This window comes from Candidatus Pelagibacter sp. PS_44 (assembly GCF_059417735.1).
Genome location: NZ_CM182063.1, coordinates 1009471 through 1029951, shown reverse-complemented (window position 1 = coordinate 1029951; position 20481 = coordinate 1009471). Strand labels below are relative to the sequence as shown.

Annotated in this window: 20 protein-coding genes; 12 read left to right on the top strand and 8 right to left on the bottom strand. The window is 28.1% G+C overall.

All coding sequences use genetic code 11. The features are described 5' to 3' along the window. Positions 1-23: 23 nt before the first annotated feature. The gene (gene rpmB / locus AC5SLO_RS05655; protein WP_494573000.1) at positions 24-347 is read left to right on the top strand and encodes a 50S ribosomal protein L28; all 324 of its coding nucleotides are present in this window, start codon (positions 24-26) and stop codon (positions 345-347) included. Beyond that, the gene (locus tag AC5SLO_RS05650; RefSeq protein ID WP_494572999.1) at positions 347-901 is read left to right on the top strand and encodes a queuosine precursor transporter; all 555 of its coding nucleotides are present in this window, start codon (positions 347-349) and stop codon (positions 899-901) included. Before rpmB ends, AC5SLO_RS05650 begins: the two co-directional genes overlap by 1 nt. On the opposite strand, the gene speB is transcribed toward AC5SLO_RS05650, so the two are convergent. Genes speB through AC5SLO_RS05635 form a run of 3 tightly spaced genes read right to left on the bottom strand, consistent with a single transcriptional unit; the run spans position 898 to position 3997 of the window. After that, positions 898-1773, bottom strand: coding sequence for an agmatinase (speB, locus tag AC5SLO_RS05645; protein ID WP_494572998.1), 876 nt, complete (start codon positions 1771-1773; stop codon positions 898-900). The genes AC5SLO_RS05650 and speB overlap by 4 nt on opposite strands. Positions 1774-1775: 2 nt before the next feature. Continuing rightward, the gene (locus AC5SLO_RS05640) at positions 1776-2819 is read right to left on the bottom strand and encodes a 1,9-bis(guanidino)-5-aza-nonane synthase (RefSeq protein ID WP_494572997.1); all 1044 of its coding nucleotides are present in this window, start codon (positions 2817-2819) and stop codon (positions 1776-1778) included. Next, complete coding sequence (locus AC5SLO_RS05635) at positions 2819-3997, bottom strand: type III PLP-dependent enzyme (protein ID WP_494572996.1); 1179 nt, start codon at positions 3995-3997, stop codon at positions 2819-2821. The genes AC5SLO_RS05640 and AC5SLO_RS05635 overlap by 1 nt, the downstream gene beginning before the upstream one ends. A 150-nt stretch (positions 3998-4147) precedes the next feature. On the opposite strand from AC5SLO_RS05635, the gene AC5SLO_RS05630 reads away from it, so the two are divergent. After that, positions 4148-4711, top strand: a complete 564-nt coding sequence (locus AC5SLO_RS05630; RefSeq protein WP_494572995.1) for an ActR/PrrA/RegA family redox response regulator transcription factor — start codon at positions 4148-4150, stop codon at positions 4709-4711. Here the strand turns inward: AC5SLO_RS05630 and AC5SLO_RS05625 are convergent. After that, complete coding sequence (locus AC5SLO_RS05625; RefSeq protein WP_494572994.1) at positions 4704-5255, bottom strand: biotin transporter BioY; 552 nt, start codon at positions 5253-5255, stop codon at positions 4704-4706. The genes AC5SLO_RS05630 and AC5SLO_RS05625 overlap by 8 nt on opposite strands. Positions 5256-5287: 32 nt before the next feature. Then, positions 5288-6217: an ABC transporter ATP-binding protein gene (locus AC5SLO_RS05620; RefSeq protein WP_494572993.1), complete on the bottom strand. Its 930-nt coding sequence runs from the start codon at positions 6215-6217 to the stop codon at positions 5288-5290. A 51-nt stretch (positions 6218-6268) separates the two neighbouring features. Between AC5SLO_RS05620 and polA the strand changes: the two genes are divergently transcribed. Genes polA through AC5SLO_RS05585 form a run of 7 tightly spaced genes read left to right on the top strand, consistent with a single transcriptional unit; the run spans position 6269 to position 14761 of the window. After that, positions 6269-9043: a DNA polymerase I gene (polA, locus tag AC5SLO_RS05615; protein WP_494572992.1), complete on the top strand. Its 2775-nt coding sequence runs from the start codon at positions 6269-6271 to the stop codon at positions 9041-9043. 50 nt (positions 9044-9093) lie between these two features. Beyond that, positions 9094-9801, top strand: coding sequence for a response regulator transcription factor (locus tag AC5SLO_RS05610; protein WP_494572991.1), 708 nt, complete (start codon positions 9094-9096; stop codon positions 9799-9801). Continuing rightward, entirely contained in the window at positions 9801-11339 is a 1539-nt protein-coding gene (locus AC5SLO_RS05605) for a sensor histidine kinase (RefSeq protein ID WP_494572990.1), read from the top strand. The genes AC5SLO_RS05610 and AC5SLO_RS05605 overlap by 1 nt, the downstream gene beginning before the upstream one ends. 44 nt (positions 11340-11383) lie before the next feature. Beyond that, entirely contained in the window at positions 11384-12670 is a 1287-nt protein-coding gene (ahcY, locus tag AC5SLO_RS05600) for an adenosylhomocysteinase (RefSeq protein WP_494572989.1), read from the top strand. Then, positions 12654-13109 (top strand): tRNA (adenosine(37)-N6)-threonylcarbamoyltransferase complex ATPase subunit type 1 TsaE, encoded by a 456-nt coding sequence (gene tsaE / locus AC5SLO_RS05595; protein WP_494572988.1) that lies wholly within the window; start codon positions 12654-12656, stop codon positions 13107-13109. Before ahcY ends, tsaE begins: the two co-directional genes overlap by 17 nt. Beyond that, entirely contained in the window at positions 13110-14072 is a 963-nt protein-coding gene (locus AC5SLO_RS05590; RefSeq protein WP_494572987.1) for an aminoglycoside phosphotransferase family protein, read from the top strand. After that, complete coding sequence (locus AC5SLO_RS05585; RefSeq protein WP_494572986.1) at positions 14072-14761, top strand: sugar phosphate nucleotidyltransferase; 690 nt, start codon at positions 14072-14074, stop codon at positions 14759-14761. Before AC5SLO_RS05590 ends, AC5SLO_RS05585 begins: the two co-directional genes overlap by 1 nt. Here AC5SLO_RS05585 and AC5SLO_RS05580 read toward each other — a convergent pair. After that, positions 14750-15466: a 2,3-bisphosphoglycerate-dependent phosphoglycerate mutase gene (locus AC5SLO_RS05580; protein ID WP_494572985.1), complete on the bottom strand. Its 717-nt coding sequence runs from the start codon at positions 15464-15466 to the stop codon at positions 14750-14752. The genes AC5SLO_RS05585 and AC5SLO_RS05580 overlap by 12 nt on opposite strands. Positions 15467-15515: 49 nt before the next feature. Between AC5SLO_RS05580 and AC5SLO_RS05575 the strand changes: the two genes are divergently transcribed. Further along, the gene (locus AC5SLO_RS05575) at positions 15516-15899 is read left to right on the top strand and encodes a VanZ family protein (RefSeq protein ID WP_494572984.1); all 384 of its coding nucleotides are present in this window, start codon (positions 15516-15518) and stop codon (positions 15897-15899) included. After that, entirely contained in the window at positions 15892-16491 is a 600-nt protein-coding gene (locus tag AC5SLO_RS05570) for a transglycosylase SLT domain-containing protein (protein ID WP_494572983.1), read from the top strand. Before AC5SLO_RS05575 ends, AC5SLO_RS05570 begins: the two co-directional genes overlap by 8 nt. Here the strand turns inward: AC5SLO_RS05570 and AC5SLO_RS05565 are convergent. Together AC5SLO_RS05565 and AC5SLO_RS05560 are read right to left on the bottom strand one after the other, a co-directional pair. Further along, positions 16488-19610 carry an efflux RND transporter permease subunit gene (locus AC5SLO_RS05565; RefSeq protein WP_494572982.1) on the bottom strand — a complete coding sequence of 1041 codons (3123 nt, stop codon included), beginning with the start codon at positions 19608-19610 and terminating at the stop codon, positions 16488-16490. The two genes, AC5SLO_RS05570 and AC5SLO_RS05565, sit on opposite strands and share 4 nt — an antisense overlap. Continuing rightward, on the bottom strand, positions 19610-20479 hold the full coding sequence (locus AC5SLO_RS05560; RefSeq protein ID WP_494572981.1) for an efflux RND transporter periplasmic adaptor subunit: 870 nt from the start codon (positions 20477-20479) through the stop codon (positions 19610-19612). Before AC5SLO_RS05560 ends, AC5SLO_RS05565 begins: the two co-directional genes overlap by 1 nt. Positions 20480-20481 lie beyond the last annotated feature (2 nt).

Genomic DNA, 20481 nt, shown 5'->3' with positions numbered 1-20481 from the left:
ATCCTATATAGTCACCTAATATTATGTCTAAAAAATGTGAATTAACTGGTAAAATTCCAATGAAAGGTCACAATGTTAGTCACGCTAACAATAAGACCAAAAGAAGATTTTTACCAAATTTAAAAAAAGCTAAATTTACAAGTGAACTTTTAAAGAGAAGTTTAACTTTAACAGTAAGTAATGCTGGAGTTAGATCCGTCGATAAAAAAGGTACATTTGATCAATTTTTAAAAAGTTCAAAAAATAAAAATATTTCACCTAGACTAAAAAAACTAAAAAAAAGTATTTTAATTAAATCTCCATTTATTAAAAAAGCACGAAAAGCATCTCCCAGTAAATCAGCTTAATGAGCAAATACTTTTTACTACTTTCATTAATAATGGGAGTTGTAGTACTAGCATCCAATTATCTTGTTCAATTTCCAATAAATTATTATGGACTAGGTGAAATACTTACTTATGGAGCCTTTAGTTATCCAATTGCTTTTTTAATTACTGATTTAGCCAATAGATCTTACGGTAAGCTTATTGCTAGAAAAATTGTTTATATAGGTTTTGTTATTGGAATAATTTTTACCTTATTCTTTTCAACAAACTTTGAAGATTTAATTTCAATTAGAATAGCCATTGGCTCTGGAGTAGCATTTTTAGTCGCACAGTTAATTGATGTCCAAATCTTTGATCAATTAAGAAAAAAAAAATGGTTTGTTGCTCCACTTACCTCATCATTGATTGGCTCAACTATTGATACTTTTTTATTTTTTTCAATATCCTTTTATGCAACCGGAATTCCTTGGATTACTTTATCATTAGGAGACTTATCTGTAAAAATACTTGTGGCACTTATAATGCTAATTCCATTCAGGCTATTATTAGGAACTGTTAAAGAGTCTAAAGCTTAATACAAAAATTTATAAGATAAAATTTTATAAGCTAATTTAGCTACTAGAAAATTGTAGGAATTAAACCCTTTAATAGGTGACAATTCATTTATATCTGCACCCACAATATTTGAGTTTTTAGCTGCTATTCTTATAATATTTAAAGTTTCATCCCATAGTAAGCCGCCTGGTTCTGGTGTGCCAGTTGCAGGCATTATACTAGAATCTAATCCGTCAACATCAAATGTTAAATATACAGTTTTATTTTTTATTAATTTTTTGAATTTTTTTAAGTCCCACTTAGCCTTATCTTTTGCCCAAAAGATATCTATTCTAGATGAATTTTTTTTTAAAAAAGGTATTTCGCTCTCTGAGATATTTCTAATTCCAAACGAAATTAGTGACACATTTTTATAGTCCAAACATCTTCTGATAGCTGATGCATGAGAAAATTTTTCACCATTATAGCTTTCTCTCAAATCAGCATGTGCATCAAAATGTAATAAGCAAATATCTTTATGTTTTTTCACAAATGGAGCAATACAGCCAGGTGTAATAGAATGTTCACCCCCAAATGTTATTGGAAAAAGTTTTTTATCTAATATTTCTTGATTTATATTAGACATCTTTTTTAGGGCTTTCTTTATATCTTTATCAATCTTAAATGGCTTTAGTGTTTTAATTCCAATTTTTTTGTAAGGTTCACAATGTAATTCTTCATCATATAACTCGACCTGATGAGATGCTTTAATAATTTCTTTTGGTCCATTTCTAGTACCCCCACCATAACTTACAGTTTTTTCTAAACCAAATGGAATAACGACAACCTTTTCTTTAAAATTGGTATTGTTATCAATCCCAAGAAATCCATTTTTATTAGATAGATATTTCAATTTTATTTAAATATTTTTGAGAAATTTTTTCTCGTTCTGTTTTTCCAATCACCCTTATGATAAGCATCGCTTACAATTAAAGGTAAAACACTAGTAGCTTCCGCAAAGACCATTTGTTCTTTTGTAATATCTACTTTACCCCAAGAGCTTGCTTCTTTTAATGTTGAGCTGCTACAAGCTCCATCTCTAGAGTCTGCTACTGTAATTTGAACCGCATATTTATGCATCTCCACTTCTTTGCCAAGTAGTTCAGCACATATTACTGTATCTTGGATAAAGTTTTTAGGAACTCCTCCACCAATCATAAATAAACCAGACCCTTTTGATTGAATTTTAATTTCTGTTAATTCACGAAACTCTCTAATTGAGTCTATAGTCATATGATTTTTTGGATTATTTTCTTGATGAATAACTAATCCAAATCCAGCACTTGAATCTGTAAAAGCTGGACAAAATATTGGAACATTATTATCATATGCTGTTTCAATTAAAGAATTTTTTTTTACTGAGTTTTTTTTTAGGTATTTACCCATTGCATAAATAAACTCTCTAGAAGTATAACTTCTTGGCTCTAATCCATCTGCAATTTCACATATTCTTTTGTCACATTCTTGTAATTCATCTTCATCAATATAAGTGTCATATATTCTATCAATGTAGTTTTTTCTCAATTCCGTATCATCTTGAAATTGTGATCCTTGATAATGCTTAAAACCTAAGGCTTCAAAAAAATCCATATCAACAATTGAGGCACCAGTCGCAATGATTGCATCAACCATATTGTATTTGACTAAATCTTTATAAATATTCATACAGCCAGCAGCAGATGTTGAGCCAGCTAAAGTTAAAAAAATAGTACAGTCTTTGTCTTGTATCATTTCATTAAAAATACCAGCTGCATTTGCTGTTTCTCTAGAAACAAAAGACATTTTTTCCATTGATGAGATAATTTTTCTTGCATCAAAAGATGTGATATCAATATGTTCTACAGGGTTTTTTAGAAAATCTTTTTTACTATTATGAGTTAAGTTTTTGTTATCTGACATTAGGCAACTAATATAGCCTTATTGCTATTTTTACCATACATTGTCATTATTGGCTCATCTTCTACTTCATAAATTTCGTTAGAATAAAAACCATTAAATTGAGTTCTAAAAGTAAGGCCATAAGCGCCAAGTTGACCTAATTCTATATAATCATTTTCTTTAATATTGTTTGGTAATAGAAATGGTCCTTTCATATAATCCATACTGTCACAAGTAGGACCATAAAAATCAAAAGCAGTTAATTTTTTTGAAATTATTTTTCCTGTTTTAATTATACGAGAAGGGTAAACTATATTTGGTGTACCAGCATCGAAAAGAGTTCCATATGTGCCATCATTTATATAAAGCTTTTGTTTTTTTCTAAGATTTATTCTTACAATTGTAGAGCCACTTTCAGCAACTATTGCTCTACCAGGCTCACATATTAATTCTGGAAGTTTTTCTAATTTTAAATTTTCTAATCCTTTTTTTATTTCTTCAAAATAATTATCTAAAGATTGAGGAACAAGATCAGGGTAGATTGCAGGAAACCCACCACCAATATTAATATAATCAGGAATAATTTTTGTTTTTTTTATTATATTTCCAACTTCTGAAATTCCTTTTACATAAGAAATAGGATGCATACATTGAGAGCCAACATGAAAACTTAAGCCAATTTTTTTTGCATATTGTTTTGTTAATCTTAACAAACCAGAAGCCTCAGAGGCTAAAACACCAAATTTTTTAGATAAATCTATTTCTGCATGTTCGTTTGAAACTGCAATTCTAACAAATAATTCAAGATCTAAAGCATGATCTGTTGACTCAATTATTTTAATTAACTCATCTTTTGTATCTAAAGAAAAAGTTTTAATATTATGATTAAAATAAGCATCTCTAATACTTTCTCTACTTTTTACAGTATGCATGTATGAGCATTTAGCATTAGGATCTATTGCTCTTATATCTTTAATTTCTTGAATTGATGCAACATCAAAGTTTTCAATACCACTCTCAACTATTGTTTTTAATACTTCTGGATGTGGATTGGTTTTAACAGCGTATAAAATTTTACCAGGAAATTTATTTCTAAAATATGTAGAGGCTAACTGTATAGATTTTTTTCTAATACAATAAATCGGTTTTTCCGGTTTTAGTTGACTTACAAGCTCATCAACACTTTTAAATTTTTGCACTTTATATGCCTCCAAAAAAAATTTAATAAAAAAAAGTTTTTTAAAAAACTAAAAAACTTTCATATAAATCATGCAATTAAGGTAATAGTTAATTAATGTAAAGCAAATAATAGGTGTTGAAATTTTTAAAATAAACACCATATCTAAGGTATGCCTGAACAAATCAATCTTAAAAAACTAAGTGATTTTGACAATAAATCACTATTAATTGTTGATGATGACAACCCTTTTAGAGATAGACTTGCAAGAGCTATGGAAAAAAAGGGCTTTACAGTTTTACAAGCTGAGAGTGTGCAAAAAGGTATTCAAACTGTTAAAACAAATAAACCAGGATTCGCTGTTGTTGATTTAAGGTTGGCTGATGGAAATGGATTGGAAGTTGTTAAAGAAATACAAGTTTCAAATCCCACAAGTAGAATTATTATGTTAACTGGTTATGGAAATATACCTACGGCGGTAGCAGCCATTAAAGAAGGGGCCATTGATTATTTGGCAAAACCTGCAGATGCTGATGATGTTGAAAAAGCATTATTGGCAGATCCAGAAAAGAAAGCTGAACCACCAGAAAATCCGATGTCAGCAGATAGAGTTAAGTGGGAACATATTCATAGAGTTTTTGAATTATGTAACCGAAATGTATCAGAAACTGCTAGAAGACTTAAGATGCACAGAAGAACTCTACAAAGAATATTATCTAAAAGATCTCCTAGATAAATTTTCTTAATTTAATTATTTTTTTTGCTAATAGAGTTAAAAGACAAATCTTAAATAATTCTGCTAATAAAAAAGGTGTTACACCTAAACTAAGTATTGGTTTATCCCACCCAATCAAAGTCCCAAGCCAGATTGTTCCAAATATATAAATTATTGAAACTGAAAATAATAATTTAGCAAAAATTAAAAAAATATTATTTTTCATATCTAGATATCCTGCAAAAAATACTGCAAATAAAAAGCCTATCAAGTATCCCATTGTTGGACCGGTAAAATAAACTAAACCAATACCTTTTTCTGGGGAATTAGAAAAAACAGGTATTCCAATAATTCCTTCTAATAAATAAACACCTACTGTTGCAAGACCAATTTTATACCCAAATGCTAATCCTATGAAGAGTACAACAAAAGTTTGCATCGTCATTGGCACTGGATAAAAAGGTATCTTTAATTTAGCAGAAATAGTTAGAGCAATAGTTCCTAAAAAAATTAATATAAATGTTTTTGTAACTTTTTGAATTGAGTTTGTTTTTAATAGATCCATAAATAAAATTTACTATTTATTATTATAATAATCTAGTTTTTTATTAGTCTTAAAAATACATCTTCTAAATCACCATCATCAGTTGATATATCAACAATTTTGACGTTGTTTTTCTTTATTAAGTTTATTAATTTTTCCATATTAACTTTGCTCTTTTCGTAAGAGATGCAAACTTCATTGCCTATTTTTGATATTATTTCAAGAGATTCAAGGTCATTTTTTTGAATATTAATTTCTTTATCTGTTTTAAAAGTAACTTTTTTTGTTTGAATTCTATTTAAAAGATTTTTAGTACTATCTAGGGCTACTACATTTCCCTTGTTGAGAATAGCTATTCGATCACACATTTCTTCTGCTTCCTCAAGATAATGTGTTGTTAAAATAATAGTAACACCAAGCTTGTTAAGCATTCTTACATTTTTCCATAAATTTTGCCTCAATTCGACATCAACTCCAGCGGTAGGCTCATCAAGAAAAACGAGAGGAGGCTGATGAACTAATGCTTTAGCCATTAATAATCTTCTTTTCATTCCACCAGATAAACTTCTGGCATAACTATTGGCCTCTTTTTCTAAAGACACTAGATTTAAAATTGTATCTGTAATTCTATCTTTTTCTTTTACACCATATAAGCCTGCCTGAAGGTCTAATAGTTTTCTTGGACTAAAAAATGGGTCTAAATTTATCTCCTGAGGAACTACTCCAACTGAAGCTCGAACCTGTCTGGGATTTTCATCTAGATCAAATCCACATACATTAACCTCACCCTCAGTCTTTATGACTGTCCCAGCTAAAATATTTATAAAAGTTGTCTTACCAGCACCATTTGGACCCAGAAGGCCAAATATTTCTCCTTCTTTCACGTCTAAGTTTAAATCATTTAAAGCATAAGTTTTTCCATTATGTTGTTTAGAATAAATTTTTTTTAGATTTTTAACAGAAAGTATATTTTTTTTGTCCATGTGCGTTAATACATTTATAATATCTAAAATAATTAAGATAACATTAATTTAATGGATAAAATAAAAAAAACAGATCACTTTTATTTAATTGATGGTTCAGGTTATATCTTTAGAGCTTACTACGCTCTTCCACCCTTAACCAGGAAAAGTGATGGACTGCCGGTTGGAGCAGTAAGCGGATTTTGTAGTATGTTATTTAAATTATTAGAGGATTCAAAATCAAATGAAAATTTACAAAAACCAACTCATTTTGCAGTAATTTTTGATTCAGCTAGAAAAACTTTTAGAAATGAAATTTATTCAGATTATAAAGCAAATAGATCAGAAGCACCCGATGACTTAGCACCACAATTTGAATATATAAGAAAATCAGTCCTAGCATTTAATTTACCATCAGTTGATCTTCCAAATTATGAAGCCGATGACTTGATAGCAACTTATACAGAACAGATATTAGCAAAAGGAGCCAAGGTTACGATAGTTTCTTCAGATAAAGATCTAATGCAACTATATAGAAAAGACGTTCGTTTATTTGATCCCATGAAGAATAAATTTATTACCCCAGAAGACATAATGAATAAATTTGGTGTAGAGCCAAAAAAAGTAATTGATGTTCAGTCATTAGCTGGAGATAGTAGTGATAATATTCCTGGAGTTCCAGGCATAGGTGTAAAAACTGCTGCAGAACTCATTAATCAATACGGAACTCTTGAAAAATTATTAGATAATGCTCATGAAATAAAACAAAATAAAAGAAGAGAAACTCTTATAGAAAATAAAGATAAGGCAATTATTAGTAAAAAACTAGTAACCCTTATGAAGGATGCTCCAGCTCAAAGAAAGATAGAGGAATTTCAATTAAAAGAAATAGATAAGGAGAAACTATATAAATTTTTAAGAGAAATGGAATTTAATAGACTTCTTAGCTCAGTTATTTCTGCGTATGGTGAACCTAAATTAGTAACTACTAAAACAGAAAGCTCAGTAAAAGAAAAACAACAAAATATAAGTAAGAAAAATTACCATCTTATTAGTAAAGAAGAAGAGATAGAAGAATGGATTAATGAAGCTGAGGAGGCTGGTGAATTAGTAATAGATACTGAAACAAGTTCACTGGATGCGCATCAAGCAGATCTTGTTGGAATATCGCTAAGCACAAAAATTGGAAAAGCTTGTTACATTCCAATAGCACATAAATTTGATGGATGCTTAGATAAAAATATTGTAATTAAAAAATTAAAGCCACTTTTAGAGGACAAGAGTGTAAAAAAAATAGGCCAAAATATTAAATTTGATTTTATTGTTTTGTACAAGCAGGGAATAAAAATGAATTCAATGGAAGATACAATGCTGATGTCTTATGTGCTTGATGCGGGAAAAAACAGACATAATATGGATACATTATCTGAGATCCACTTACAGCATAAAACAATTTCATTTAAGGAAATAGTGGGTACTGGAAAAAAAGAAATCAATTTCAGCGATGTCGAACTTGATAAGGCAATGGAGTATGCTGCTGAAGATGCGGATATTACTTATAGATTATATAAAATTTTTAATAAAAATCTTAAATTAGAAAAATTAACTAATATTTATGAAATTTTTGAAAAACCTTTAATTGAGATACTAGCCTTCATGGAAATTGAAGGGATAAAAGTGGATAATAAATTTTTGAAAGTACTATCCGAAAAATTCGAGAAAAAAATCAATAAAATAGAAAAAGAAGTTTTTAAAATTTCAAAAAAAGAATTTAATATTGCCTCACCAAAGCAATTAGGTGAAATAATTTATAATGAATTAAAAATAGCTGCGCTTAAGAAAACAAAAAAAGGAAGTTTTGCAACAAATGCAGGTGTACTTGAAGATTTGGCATTTAAAGGACATAAATTCCCACAATTAGTTTTAGATTGGAGACAGGTATCTAAACTTAAAAATACATATTCTGATGCATTACCAGAACATATAAATCCTTCCACAAAAAGAGTACATACTTCATTTTTATTAGCTGCAACAACAACTGGAAGATTAGCTTCAAGTGATCCAAATTTACAAAATATTCCTATTAAATCAGAAGATGGTAAAGATATAAGAAAAGCCTTTATATCCGAAAAAGGGTTCACATTGATCTCAGCCGATTATAATCAAATTGAAATGAGAATTTTAGCTGATTTAGCTGATGTTAAGGAGTTAAAAAAAGCTTTTAAAAAGAATGAAGACATTCACACACTTACAGCTAGCCAAGTTTTTAATATTGATATTAAAAAAGTAGACCAAGATATGAGACGAAAAGCAAAAGCAATAAATTTTGGTATTATTTATGGAATTTCACAATATGGTCTTGCAAAACAAATTAATGTTTCAAATCATGAAGCTAATGAATTTTTAGAAGCATACTTTGCTAAATTTCCAGAAATAAAAGTTTATATGGATGACACTATTAAATTTTGTAGAAAAAGCGGGTATGTAAATAATGTTTTTGGAAGAAGATCACACTTTAATGGAATTAATGATAAGAATTTTAATGTTAGAAATTTTCAAGAGAGAGCCGCAATTAATGCACCAATTCAAGGTTCGGCATCTGAAATTATGAGACTTGCAATGATTAGAATTGATCAAAAGTTTAAAGAAATGAAAAATAATAAGTCAAAGATACTTTTACAAATTCACGATGAGTTAATTTTTGAAGTTCCAGAAAAAGAGGCAAAGAATATAACAAAGATCATCAAAGAAGAGATGACCAGTGTTACGAATAGTGATTTGCATGCTTTTTCAATCCCATTAACAGTAGATATAAATACGGGTGATAATTGGGGAGTACTTCATTAATTAATGAACATTGCCTAAATTAGAACAATTTAGTATTTTTAAAGTAGATTATGCAAACACAAACAATCGCTTTAATAGATGACGATCGAAATATACTTACAAGTATAAGTATTGCGCTTGAAAAAGAAGGTTTCAAGGTTCAAACTTATATTGATGGCGAGAGCGCATTAATTGGACTAACTAGAACACCACCAGATTTAGCAGTAATTGATATTAAAATGCCAAAAATGGATGGTGAAGAACTATTAAAAAAATTAAGAAAAAAAACTTCTCTGCCAGTAATTTTTTTAACATCGAAAGAAGATGAGATAGATGAACTGTTAGGGTTAAAATTAGGAGCAGATGATTTTATAAAAAAATCTGGCGGATTTTCCATAAAAGTTTTAATTGAAAGAATAAGAGTTCAGTTAAGAAAAAAAGATATAAATGTTAACCTTGAAGAGACCAAGAGTATAATTTCTCATGGAAGACTTAAACTTGACCCTTCACAACTGGAATGTGAATGGAATGGGAAACAGTTACCAGATAAACTTACAACAACAGAATTCTTAATAGTTAAAGAGTTAGCCAAAAGACCAGGCATAATCAAGGAACGGGCACAGTTAATGGACATAGCCTATAGAGAAGATACTGACATTGAAGATAGAACTATAGATAGCCATGTCAAAAGAATTAGAAAAAAATTTAAAAAAGTTGATCCTGATTTTACTGCAATTGAAACAAGATATGGTAGTGGATACAGATGGAACGTTAGTTGATGTTCACAAATTTCATAAAAAGCTTATCAATTTTAAAAAAATTTTTATTTATAAATTTAATAATTTTTTTAGTAATTGGTAGTCTGGCATTTTTGTATATTAGCAATGTTAAACCAATCTTAATTAAAAATAAGACTACCAAACATATTAAAATAATCAATAATACCATTGAACATATACTTCGATTAAATATAAAATTTGAAGAAGAAGATATTAGAAGATTTTTATTTTCAACAAGATTTTTATTTCAAAATTTAGATAGAGTTATTCTATTTGATAATCAATTTAATCTAGTGGGAGATACTGATACTCTAGATTTAGACCCAAGATCATTTTCTAATAGATTAGACATTGTTCAATTAGAAACTTTAAATGAAGAAAAAAGCAATAAAATAGTTGAGACGAAAAATATAAATAAGGAAAAAACCATTTCTTTAAAAGATATTTTAACAAATTATTCATGGTCTAAGGATTATGGAAAACCTTATACTTTTGTACAAGAAGGGTATGACCAGTTCCTACTGACAACAATAAACAATGTAATATTGGATGGTAAAAATATTGGCTATTTAGTAATTACAGAAAACGCCAACGATGTAAAGTTAGCTATTGATGAGAGAAAAACTTTTATTTTAAGAACAGTAATTTTTATTGTTATTGTTATTTTTATCTTTTCTTTTGTATTAAATAGATATTTTTTAAAACCAATAAAAAGTTTAGTAACCTATACAAAAATAATTAAAGAAAAGAGCAGGAAGAAAACAAATATAAACGAACTGAAAAATCGAAATGATGAATTGGGAACTTTATCAAATTCTTTAGATGATATGACAAATGAGCTTCAAAAAAGAATCTCCCATGCAGAAAACTTTTCAACGGATCTTGTTCATGAAATAAGAAACCCCTTAACGTCATTAAAAAGTGCATCTGAAATTCTAAACGAAACTGTTGATCAATCTCAAAGAAGTAAATTAATTGACATTCTTAATCATGATGTTCAAAGAATTGAGAGATTAATTACTGATTATTCTCAAATGTTGAAGGACGAGGTCGCTTTAAGTAAAGAAAAGATGAAACGAATTAATCTTAAAACAATAGCACAATCTGTTGTAGATGATTTCAACAATATTTATGAGGCTAAAAGGGGCATAAAAATAATACTAAATGATTTAAATAATCATGAAGAATATTATATTAATGGAATAGAAAATAGAATTGAACAAATTATTGCAAATTTGCTTGATAATTCAATTTCATTTAGTGAGGACAATAAAAGAATTTTAGTTGAAATTTTTAAAGACGATAAAAATGGTATCATTTTAAAGGTTATAGATGAAGGTAAAGGATTTAAAGAAACTAATACAAAAAAAATATTTGATAGATTTTATAGTAATAGACCAGATAATTTTGGTGAACATTCAGGCTTAGGTTTAAACATAGTGAAAAATTTAGTTGAACTACACGGTGCTTCAATCAGTGCAGCTAACAATACAGTACAAAAGGGTGCAAATATTGAAATTATGTTCCCCAAAGCCTAAACATAAGTTGATAAATCAATTTTTTATTGCTAGAAGACCGTTCGATGGATGATTTTAAAGTAAAAGATATATCACAAGCAGAATTTGGTAGAAAAGAAATTTCTATTGCAGAAAGTGAAATGCCAGGACTAATGGCTTTAAGAGAGGAGTATCAAGGAAAAACTCCTTTAAAGGGTGCAAAAATTCTTGGTTGTCTTCACATGACAATTCAAACAGCTGTTTTAATTGAGACACTAGTTGAGCTTGGAGCTGAAGTGAGATGGTCTTCATGTAATATTTTTTCAACTCAAGATCATGCAGCGGCAGCCATAGCAAAAGCAGGTATACCAGTTTTTGCGTGGAAAGGTGAGACAGAAGAGGAATATCTTTGGTGCATTAAACAAACTATTGAGGGAAAAAAAGATTGGAAAGCTAATATGTTATTGGATGATGGTGGTGATTTAACTGCAATTATGCATAACGAATACAAAGATTTATTAAAAGAAATAAAAGGTGTTTCAGAAGAAACTACTACAGGAATTAAAGCACTGAATAAAATGGAAAAAGAGGGTTCTTTAATGATCCCTGCAATTAATGTTAATGATTCAGTTACAAAATCAAAATTTGATAATTTATATGGTTGTAGAGAAAGCTTGGTTGACGGTATTAGAAGAGCTACGGATGTTATGATGTCAGGAAAGGTTGCAATTGTTGCAGGCTTTGGTGATGTTGGTAAAGGTAGTGCTGCATCATTAAGAAATAGCGGTGCTAGAGTAATGGTCACTGAAGCAGATCCAATTTGTGCGCTTCAAGCAGCAATGGAGGGATATGAGGTTGTGTTAATGGATGACGCTATTGATAAAGCTGATATCATTGTAACAGCAACTGGGAATAAAGATATTGTTACAGCTGATCACATGAGAAAAATGAAGGATCGAGCAATACTTTGCAATATTGGACACTTTGATAATGAAATTCAAGTTGATGCTTTAAAAAACTATAAATGGTCTGAAATTAAACCAGAAGTAGATGAGATCGAGTTAGTTGATGGTAAGAGAATTATTTTATTAGCCAAAGGTAGACTAGTGAATTTAGGTTGTGCAACGGGACATCCTAGTTTTGTAATGAGTGCATCATTTACAAATCAGGTAATGGCTCAGATAGAATTATGGAATAACCATAAAAATTATGAAAATAAAGTTTATGTATTACCAAAAAATTTAGATGAAAAAGTTGCAATGCTTCACCTAAAAAAAGTGGGTGCAAAACTAACCAAACTATCTAAAGAACAAGCAGATTATATAAGTGTTGAGACAGAAGGACCATTTAAACCAGATGCCTATCGCTACTAATAGCGAAAAACTAGATATCTCATTAGAAGATAGAACCTCAGAGTTAGCTAAAAAAATCTCAATATTATTAAATAAAGCTGATGTTGTATTATTTTATGGTGAAATAGGTGTTGGTAAAACAACTTTTATAAAACATCTAATTAATAATTTACAAAAATTAAATAATATAAATCAAACAGAAATTACAAGCCCTACATTTAATTTAGTAAATGAGTATGATGTTGGAAAATTTACCGTTCAACATTATGATCTTTATAGACTAAAAAATATTGATGAGATAAAAAATATTGGTCTATTAGAAAATAGAAAGGAAGTTTTAACCTTAATTGAATGGCCAGAAAAAATAGAAAAAAATATTGAAGATAAGATAGAATTATTTTTTGAATATAATGATGATTTAAGTAAGAGATTTTTAACTATCAAAAATTTAAAAAACTAAATGCTGCCTAATAATTATAAATTAAAAAAATTAAAAGGTGACGCATCATTTAGAACCTTTTATAGACAAATTAAAGAAACAAAAAAATCTATTATAGTTCATGCATCTAAAGAAAAAGAAAAAAATTTATTAATTTATGATGCAATTAATAGATTGTTAATTCAAAATAAAATTTTAGCCCCTAAACTTTATAGTGAAAATTATAAACAAAATTATATAGAAATTGAAGATTTTGGTGATCAAACAGTTTTTAATCTATTAAAAAAAAATAATAATCAACAATTAAACTTATTTAAAAAATCAGTTCAGCTTCTTCATAAAATTCAAACAATTAAAAAAAATAAAGTTATAAATTTTAAAAAAAAAATTTATAAGATACCCCGTTATAGCAATAGTATATTGCACGAAGAAGCCAATTTATTTACCAAATGGTATGCTAAAAAATTTGTTAAAAAAAATAAATTTTTAAAGTTTAAAAGAGAAATTAATAAACAAATAATAATTTTATCAAGAAATTTAAGATGTAAACATAATGTTTTTGTTCATCGAGATTTTCATGTGTCTAATTTAATGAAATTTAATGGAAAATTAGGAGTTATAGATACACAAGATGCATTGATAGGAAATAGAGCTTATGATTTAGCATCTTTAATTGATGATGTTAGATTTAAAACCAGTCAAAAGTTAAAAGAAGATATATTTAGATATTATATAAAATTAAATAAAAAAAATATTGATAAGTATAATTTAGTTAATGATTTCGAAATTTTATCAATTCTTCGAAATATGAAGATAATTGGAATTTTCACAAGACTGGCTATTAGAGATAAGAAGTTAAAATATTTAAAATTAATACCTTATACTTGGAGATTAATAGAACTAAGAATTAAAAAAAACCCAGTTTTTAATGATTTAAAGAAAATATTAGATAATAATTTTTCAAATAAAATGAGAAAAATTTAATGAAAATTAAAACCGCATTAATTTTGTGTGCCGGTTATGGAAAGAGGTTAAATCCATTAACACTAACAACACCAAAACCACTTTTAAAAATTAATCAAATTACATTATTAGAGAATTGTATTAACTTAATAGTATCATTAGGCATAAAAAAAATTCTAGTAAATACTTTTTATTTAGAAGAAAAAATCAAAAACTTTATAGAAGAAAAAAAATTTAAAATTGAAATTAAAATAATTAAAGATGGAAATAATATTTTAAACACAGGAGGAGGAGTTTTAAATATGGTAAATTCTTCAAAAGACATGGATTTTTTAGTTTTTAATCCAGATACTGTGTGGGGTGAAAATTATAAAAAAGATATAGAGGGTATGGAAAAACTATACTTCTTAAATAAAGTTAAGAATATACTTTTATTAGTAAATAAAAATTTTAGCTTTGATAAAAATTTGTCAGGTGATTTTAGCCTTAATAATAATGTGATTAAAAAAGATAAATTAAATAATTTAATTTATACAGGATGCCAAATTATAAATAAGGATTTATTTAAATCTTATTCAGTTCATAATTTTTCAATATCAGAGATTTGGAATAATTTAATTGAAAATAATAGTCTTTATGGTTTTGAAAGTTTAGAAAATTTTTATCACTTAACTAATCTCGAAGTTTACCAGAATTTATTAAAAAACTAGTAAATTTTTAGCTCTTTCTTTATCTAAATAAAAACACTCCTTAATATTAAGTGAAATATCTAAATCGATTAAAAGTGGATTGCCCGTAGGTATTTCTAATAATGATATTTTGTCTTTATCTAATTTAAATAAGTATTTACATAAAGCTCTAATAGAATTTCCATGTGCTGAAATTAAAATATTTTTATTATCCAAAAGTTTATTTTGTATTTCATTTTTGTAAAATTGAATGACTCTTTCATAAGTATCTTTAAGAGATTCTGTGTCAGGAATATTTTCTTTTGGAATATCCTTATACACTTCAATATTTAAAGGATGATAAGGGTTTTGTCTGTCTAATGGATCAGGTCTAATATCCCAAGATCGTCTGAATTCATGAATTTTTTTTTCACCAAGTTTTTCTTTCATCTCATCTTTATTTAATCCAGTTAATGAGCCATAATGTCTTTCATTTAATTGCCAGGCTCGAATGAATTGTTTGTCATTCCCCAGTGTATTTCGAATAAATTTTAGTGTGTTAATGGCTCTTAATTGAAATGATGAAAAAAAATAATCGATATTTATTTTAATTTTTTTAATACTTTCTCCCGCTTTAAGTGCTTCTTGCTTTCCTTGTTCTGTGAGATCAACGTCCACCCAGCCTGTAAATCTTTTTTTTAGATTCCATTCACTTTGTCCATGTCTAACTAAAATTAAATGAGGCATTTGATATATTTTAATAACTTATATAACCTATAAAATGAATATAATTATTATGAATAATTTAATAAAATTTTTAAAACTCATATTCTATTTTTTAAACATAATATTAATTATACTCTATTTGTTTCCAGGCAGTATTTTTGGGTATTTTCTTTATAATGACTTAAATATTCAACCTCAAATAACTAGAGATTTTATTATATCTAGTAATCATTTTTATGCTTTTGCTTTACTTTCTTTTTTTGGTTTTTTTGCTTATCATAAAACTAAAAATTTAAATTTTTTATCTTTATATTTAATATTTCTATCAATTATTCTAGAATTTTTTCATCTTATTATTCCTAACAGAGGATTTGAATTTAGCGATTTATTTGGAAACTTAGCAGGTGTTATATTTGTAGTTATTATTTATAAAGTGATAAGTAGATATGATTAAAATTAAAAATTTTATTTTTTTTTCAATATTTGCTTTAATTTTAGGCTGTTCTTCAATTCCACAAAATACATCAAATAGTTGTTCAATTTTTAATGAGAGATATCTTTGGTATAAACACGCCAAAAGTACTGAAAAAAAATGGGGTACCCCAATTTATGTTCAACTGGCAATAATAAAAATGGAGTCTGATTTTGACTGGTTGGCAAAACCAGAAAGACAAAAGCTATTTAAAATTATACCTTTTAAAAGACCCTCAAGTTCTTTTGGTTATTCTCAAGCAGTCAAAGGAACATGGGAGCAATATAAAAATGAGACAGGTAATAAATTAGCAACAAGGGCAAGATTTAAGGATAGTGTTGATTTTATTGGTTGGTATACAGATAAAACAGAATCTCTCCTAAAAATTTCAAAACAGGATGCGTTTAGACAATATATTGCATATCACGAAGGTTGGGGTGGTTATAAAAATTATAAAAATAATCAAAAAGTTATAGGATTAGCAAAAAGAGTTAAAAATCAATCTGATAAATATAAATCTCAACTTAGAGAATGTCAGAAAAGATTAAATAAAAACAAATATATTATTTTTTAACGAAGTTGTTTTTTTAATTCAATGTCAACAGAATCTATTCGTTTAGTATTTTTTGCTAATACTAAATACATAGTTGGTGTCACATAAAGAGTAAACAATGTTGAGATGATCATTCCTCCCAAGATAGTTGCTCCTACTGCTAATCGTGAAGCTTCTCCTGCTCCAGGGCCAATGTTTCCAATAACAAGTGGTAACATTGCTATCATCGTGCTCATTGAAGTCATCATTATTGGTCTAAATCTTAATTGGCAAGCTTCTTTAACCGATGTTTCAATATTTTTACCAGCTGTTCGGAGTTGGTTTGCATAATCTACTATAAGTATACTGTTCTTGGTAGATATTCCAATTAATATAACAAGAGCAATTTGTGAAAAAATATTTATGGAACTGTTTAAGAATAAAATAAAAACTAATCCACCAAAAAGAGCCAGCGGTACAGTTAACATAATTATGAAAGGGTGAATGAATGAATTAAAAGTTGCTGCCATTACCAAATATGCCGTCAAGAAAGCCAAAGCAAAAATAATAAATAATTCATTACTAGTCTCTTTTAATTCCTCTGATTTACCTTTCCAGGTAATTTGATTTTCTACTCCAAGATTTGAGATTGTTTGTTCCAAATAAGATATAGCTTCACTTAATGTATAATTTTCTGAAATATTTGCAGATATAGTTACTGCACTTTGTCTATTGTATCTGGCTAGTTTTTTAGCAGAGCCTTCTTCTTTAAACTCTACTAAATTTGCAATAGAAATTAATTTTCCGGTTGTATCAGATCTTACAAATATTTTTCCTAAACTCTCTTTGGATCTTCTATCCTCCAAGTACTGCTGTAAAATAATTGGGTATTCTTTACCCCGTTGATCAAATTTTGTAACAGTTTTGCCCCCATAAAGTGTCTCTAACGTTTTACCAATTGAGTCTGTTGATATTCCTAAGTCTTTAGCCTTATTTTTATTGATAATAAGTTTAATCTCAGGCTTATCTCTGGAATAATCAGACTCTATTCTTGAAAGTTGTTTATTTTTTCTAAGCTCTGATATTATCGTGTTTTGAACTACTTCTAATTCTTCGTAAGTTGAGCCTAATATAACCATTTGAACTGGTTTATTAAAATTAGAAACACGAATTGATTGAGGTGATATTGGAAAAGCTACAGTTTCAGGAACAGTAACAATTTTTCCAATAGCTTCTCTCATCACAGTTTGTGAACTTTTTGTTCTATCAGCCCAATCATCTAGTAGAGCAATAATTATGAAACTATTAAATGAATTTCTATTACTTCCAAAACCTGGAACTCTCATAATAAATCTTTTATACGGACTATCCTTTGCCTGAAGGAGAGGTATTAATCTTTCTTCAACATCTTGAGCTCTTTTTTCCGTATATTCAAATGAACTTCCTTCATCAGTAAAACCAAGAACAAGATATACACCCCTGTCCTCTAAAGGTAACAATTCTTTTTTTGTAAATGTATACAAAATACCAGAAGCCAAGATAGTTAAAATAATAAATGAAATTATAATTTTCTGTTTATTAAGCCAATAACTTAAAGTTTCTTCATAAAATTTTGATAATGATTTAAAAAAAGCATCAAATTTAATCACTACTTTATTTTGTTTTGGTTGTTTAATTAAAAATTTGCTTGCTAACATAGGAGATAATGTAAGAGCAACGAATGATGATACGACTATAGAAACAGACAGCGCTATTGCAGTCTCTCTAAATAATGTTCCAGCAATTCCATCAATAAATATTAATGGTAGAAAAACAGCTACAAGGATTAATGTTGTAGCAATAATTGCAAAACTTATTTGTTTTGATCCCTTATAAGAAGCTACTAGTGGATTTTCTCCTTTTTCAATTCTAGAATAAATTGCATCAGTCATTATTACAGAGTCATCAGTAATAATTCCAATAGCTAAAATAAAACTTAATAGGACAAAAATATTTATTGAAATTCCAAATAGATAAAGTCCTAAAAAAGAAGCAATTAAACTTACAGGTAGAGCAATTGCAGGAACAATTACCGCTTTTATATTTCCAAGAAATAAATAAATAATTATTACAACTAAAATAAAAGCTACCAGAAGAGTTTTGTAAACTTCATTAATAGCTGAAGCAACATAGTCAGCTCTATTAAAAGCAACTTCAATGTTAACTCCTTCAGGTAATGTTTTTTTAATTTCAGTTATCTTTTTTTTAATTGCTTTTGATAATTCTACTGTTGAAGCGCCACTTTTTGCATAAATACCAATACCTACAGTTTTTAAATTTAAAGATTCTTTTGTTTGAGCTTTAAATAATGTTTTTTCAGAAACTGGTCCAAATTCTACAACAGCAACATCAGAAAGTTTAACAATGCTATCTTTTTGCATCTTAATTGGAAGCTCTTTGAGAGTATTAATATTATTATAAGACTTATCTAAATTTAAAGTTAAATCTATGTTGTTCGCCTCAAGTGTACCGGCAGGCAAACTTACATTTTCATTTCTTAATGCTCTCTCAACTTCTTGAATTGTTAGATTGTTTGCAGCTAGTTTTATAGGATCTATCCAAACTCTAACACTTAATTCTCTTAATCCTCCAGTTCTAATTCTACCAACATTTTTAACACTTGAAAACTGGTCAACCAAGTATCTTTCTGTGTAATCTCCAAGTTCTAAATCACTCCAATTATTAGAAGTTACTGCTAACCACATTGTGGTAGTAAAACCAGCTGATTGTTTTAATATCTGAGGAGCATTTGCTTCACTTGGAAGATTATCAACAACTCTTGCAACTCTTTCTCTGATATCATTTGCAGCGTCGTCTAAATCTATATCAGTATTAAATTCAATATTAACAGAGCTACTCCCATTTTCAGATGAAGAATCTATATTCTTTATTCCTTCAGCTCCTCCAATAATATCTTCGATTACTTGAGTGATTTCCTGATTAATGATTGATGCAGATGCTGATTTATAATCCACTCTAACCTGTACCACAGGTGGTTGTAAGCCATCAGGATTTTCTCTAACAGGTAATTCAAAAAAAACAAAAATACCAAATACAATTAATATAAGAGACATTACCCATGCAACAACTGGTCTTCTTATACTTAATTCTGTTATATACATTATTTTTTAATTGGTTTGATTTTACCTCTAGGCCTAACTTTCTTTAGCCCTTCAGCAACAACAAATTCTCCTTCATCAAGACCTGATACGATCTCAATAAATCCATTATTTCTAATTCCAATTTCTATTTCAGTTTTATTTGCAATATTATCTTCAGACACTTTATAAACAAAATACTTGCTACCCTCTACCATCATGCTTGTATCTGGAATCCCAAGAGAGTTTCTTTCATTGTAATTAACATCAATTTCTAGAAGGGACCCTGGAATTAATTCAGAATTTTCATTTTGAATTATAACTCTTGTTAATAAACTTCTTGTTTCTGCATTAATTCTACTTGAAACAGCATATATTTTTCCATGATATACTTTATTTTTCATACCTGAGAATTTTGCCTTAACAGGTAAATCTTTTTTGATAAAAGAAGCAAATGTTTCAGGTATTTTAATATCAGAATATAAAATTGAATTATCATCTAATGTTATAATAATTGAATTATCCGAGCCAAGAATATCTCCTGTAATACCCCTATATCCAAGCACACCATCAAATGGAGCAACAATCTTTCTATCTTTAAGCTGAACTATTAAATCTCCCTTTTTTACATTATCTTTTAAGGTTAACTCTCTAGTTAAATCATCTTTTTTAATTCTAAAAGACTCAGTTCTTTTTGAGACTGCAGTACCATAACTTTCAATTTTTTCAGAAAAATCTTTATATGAAACTTCTTTAACGATTATCCCTGGAGGTGGTCTTTTACTAAACTTTTTTGCAAAATGATTACCAATCATTGTTCTTCCAACAATTACAATTGTAATAATTAAAAAGAAAGAAATGATTGCTGAAGTAATTTTTGTTGATCTTTTCATAT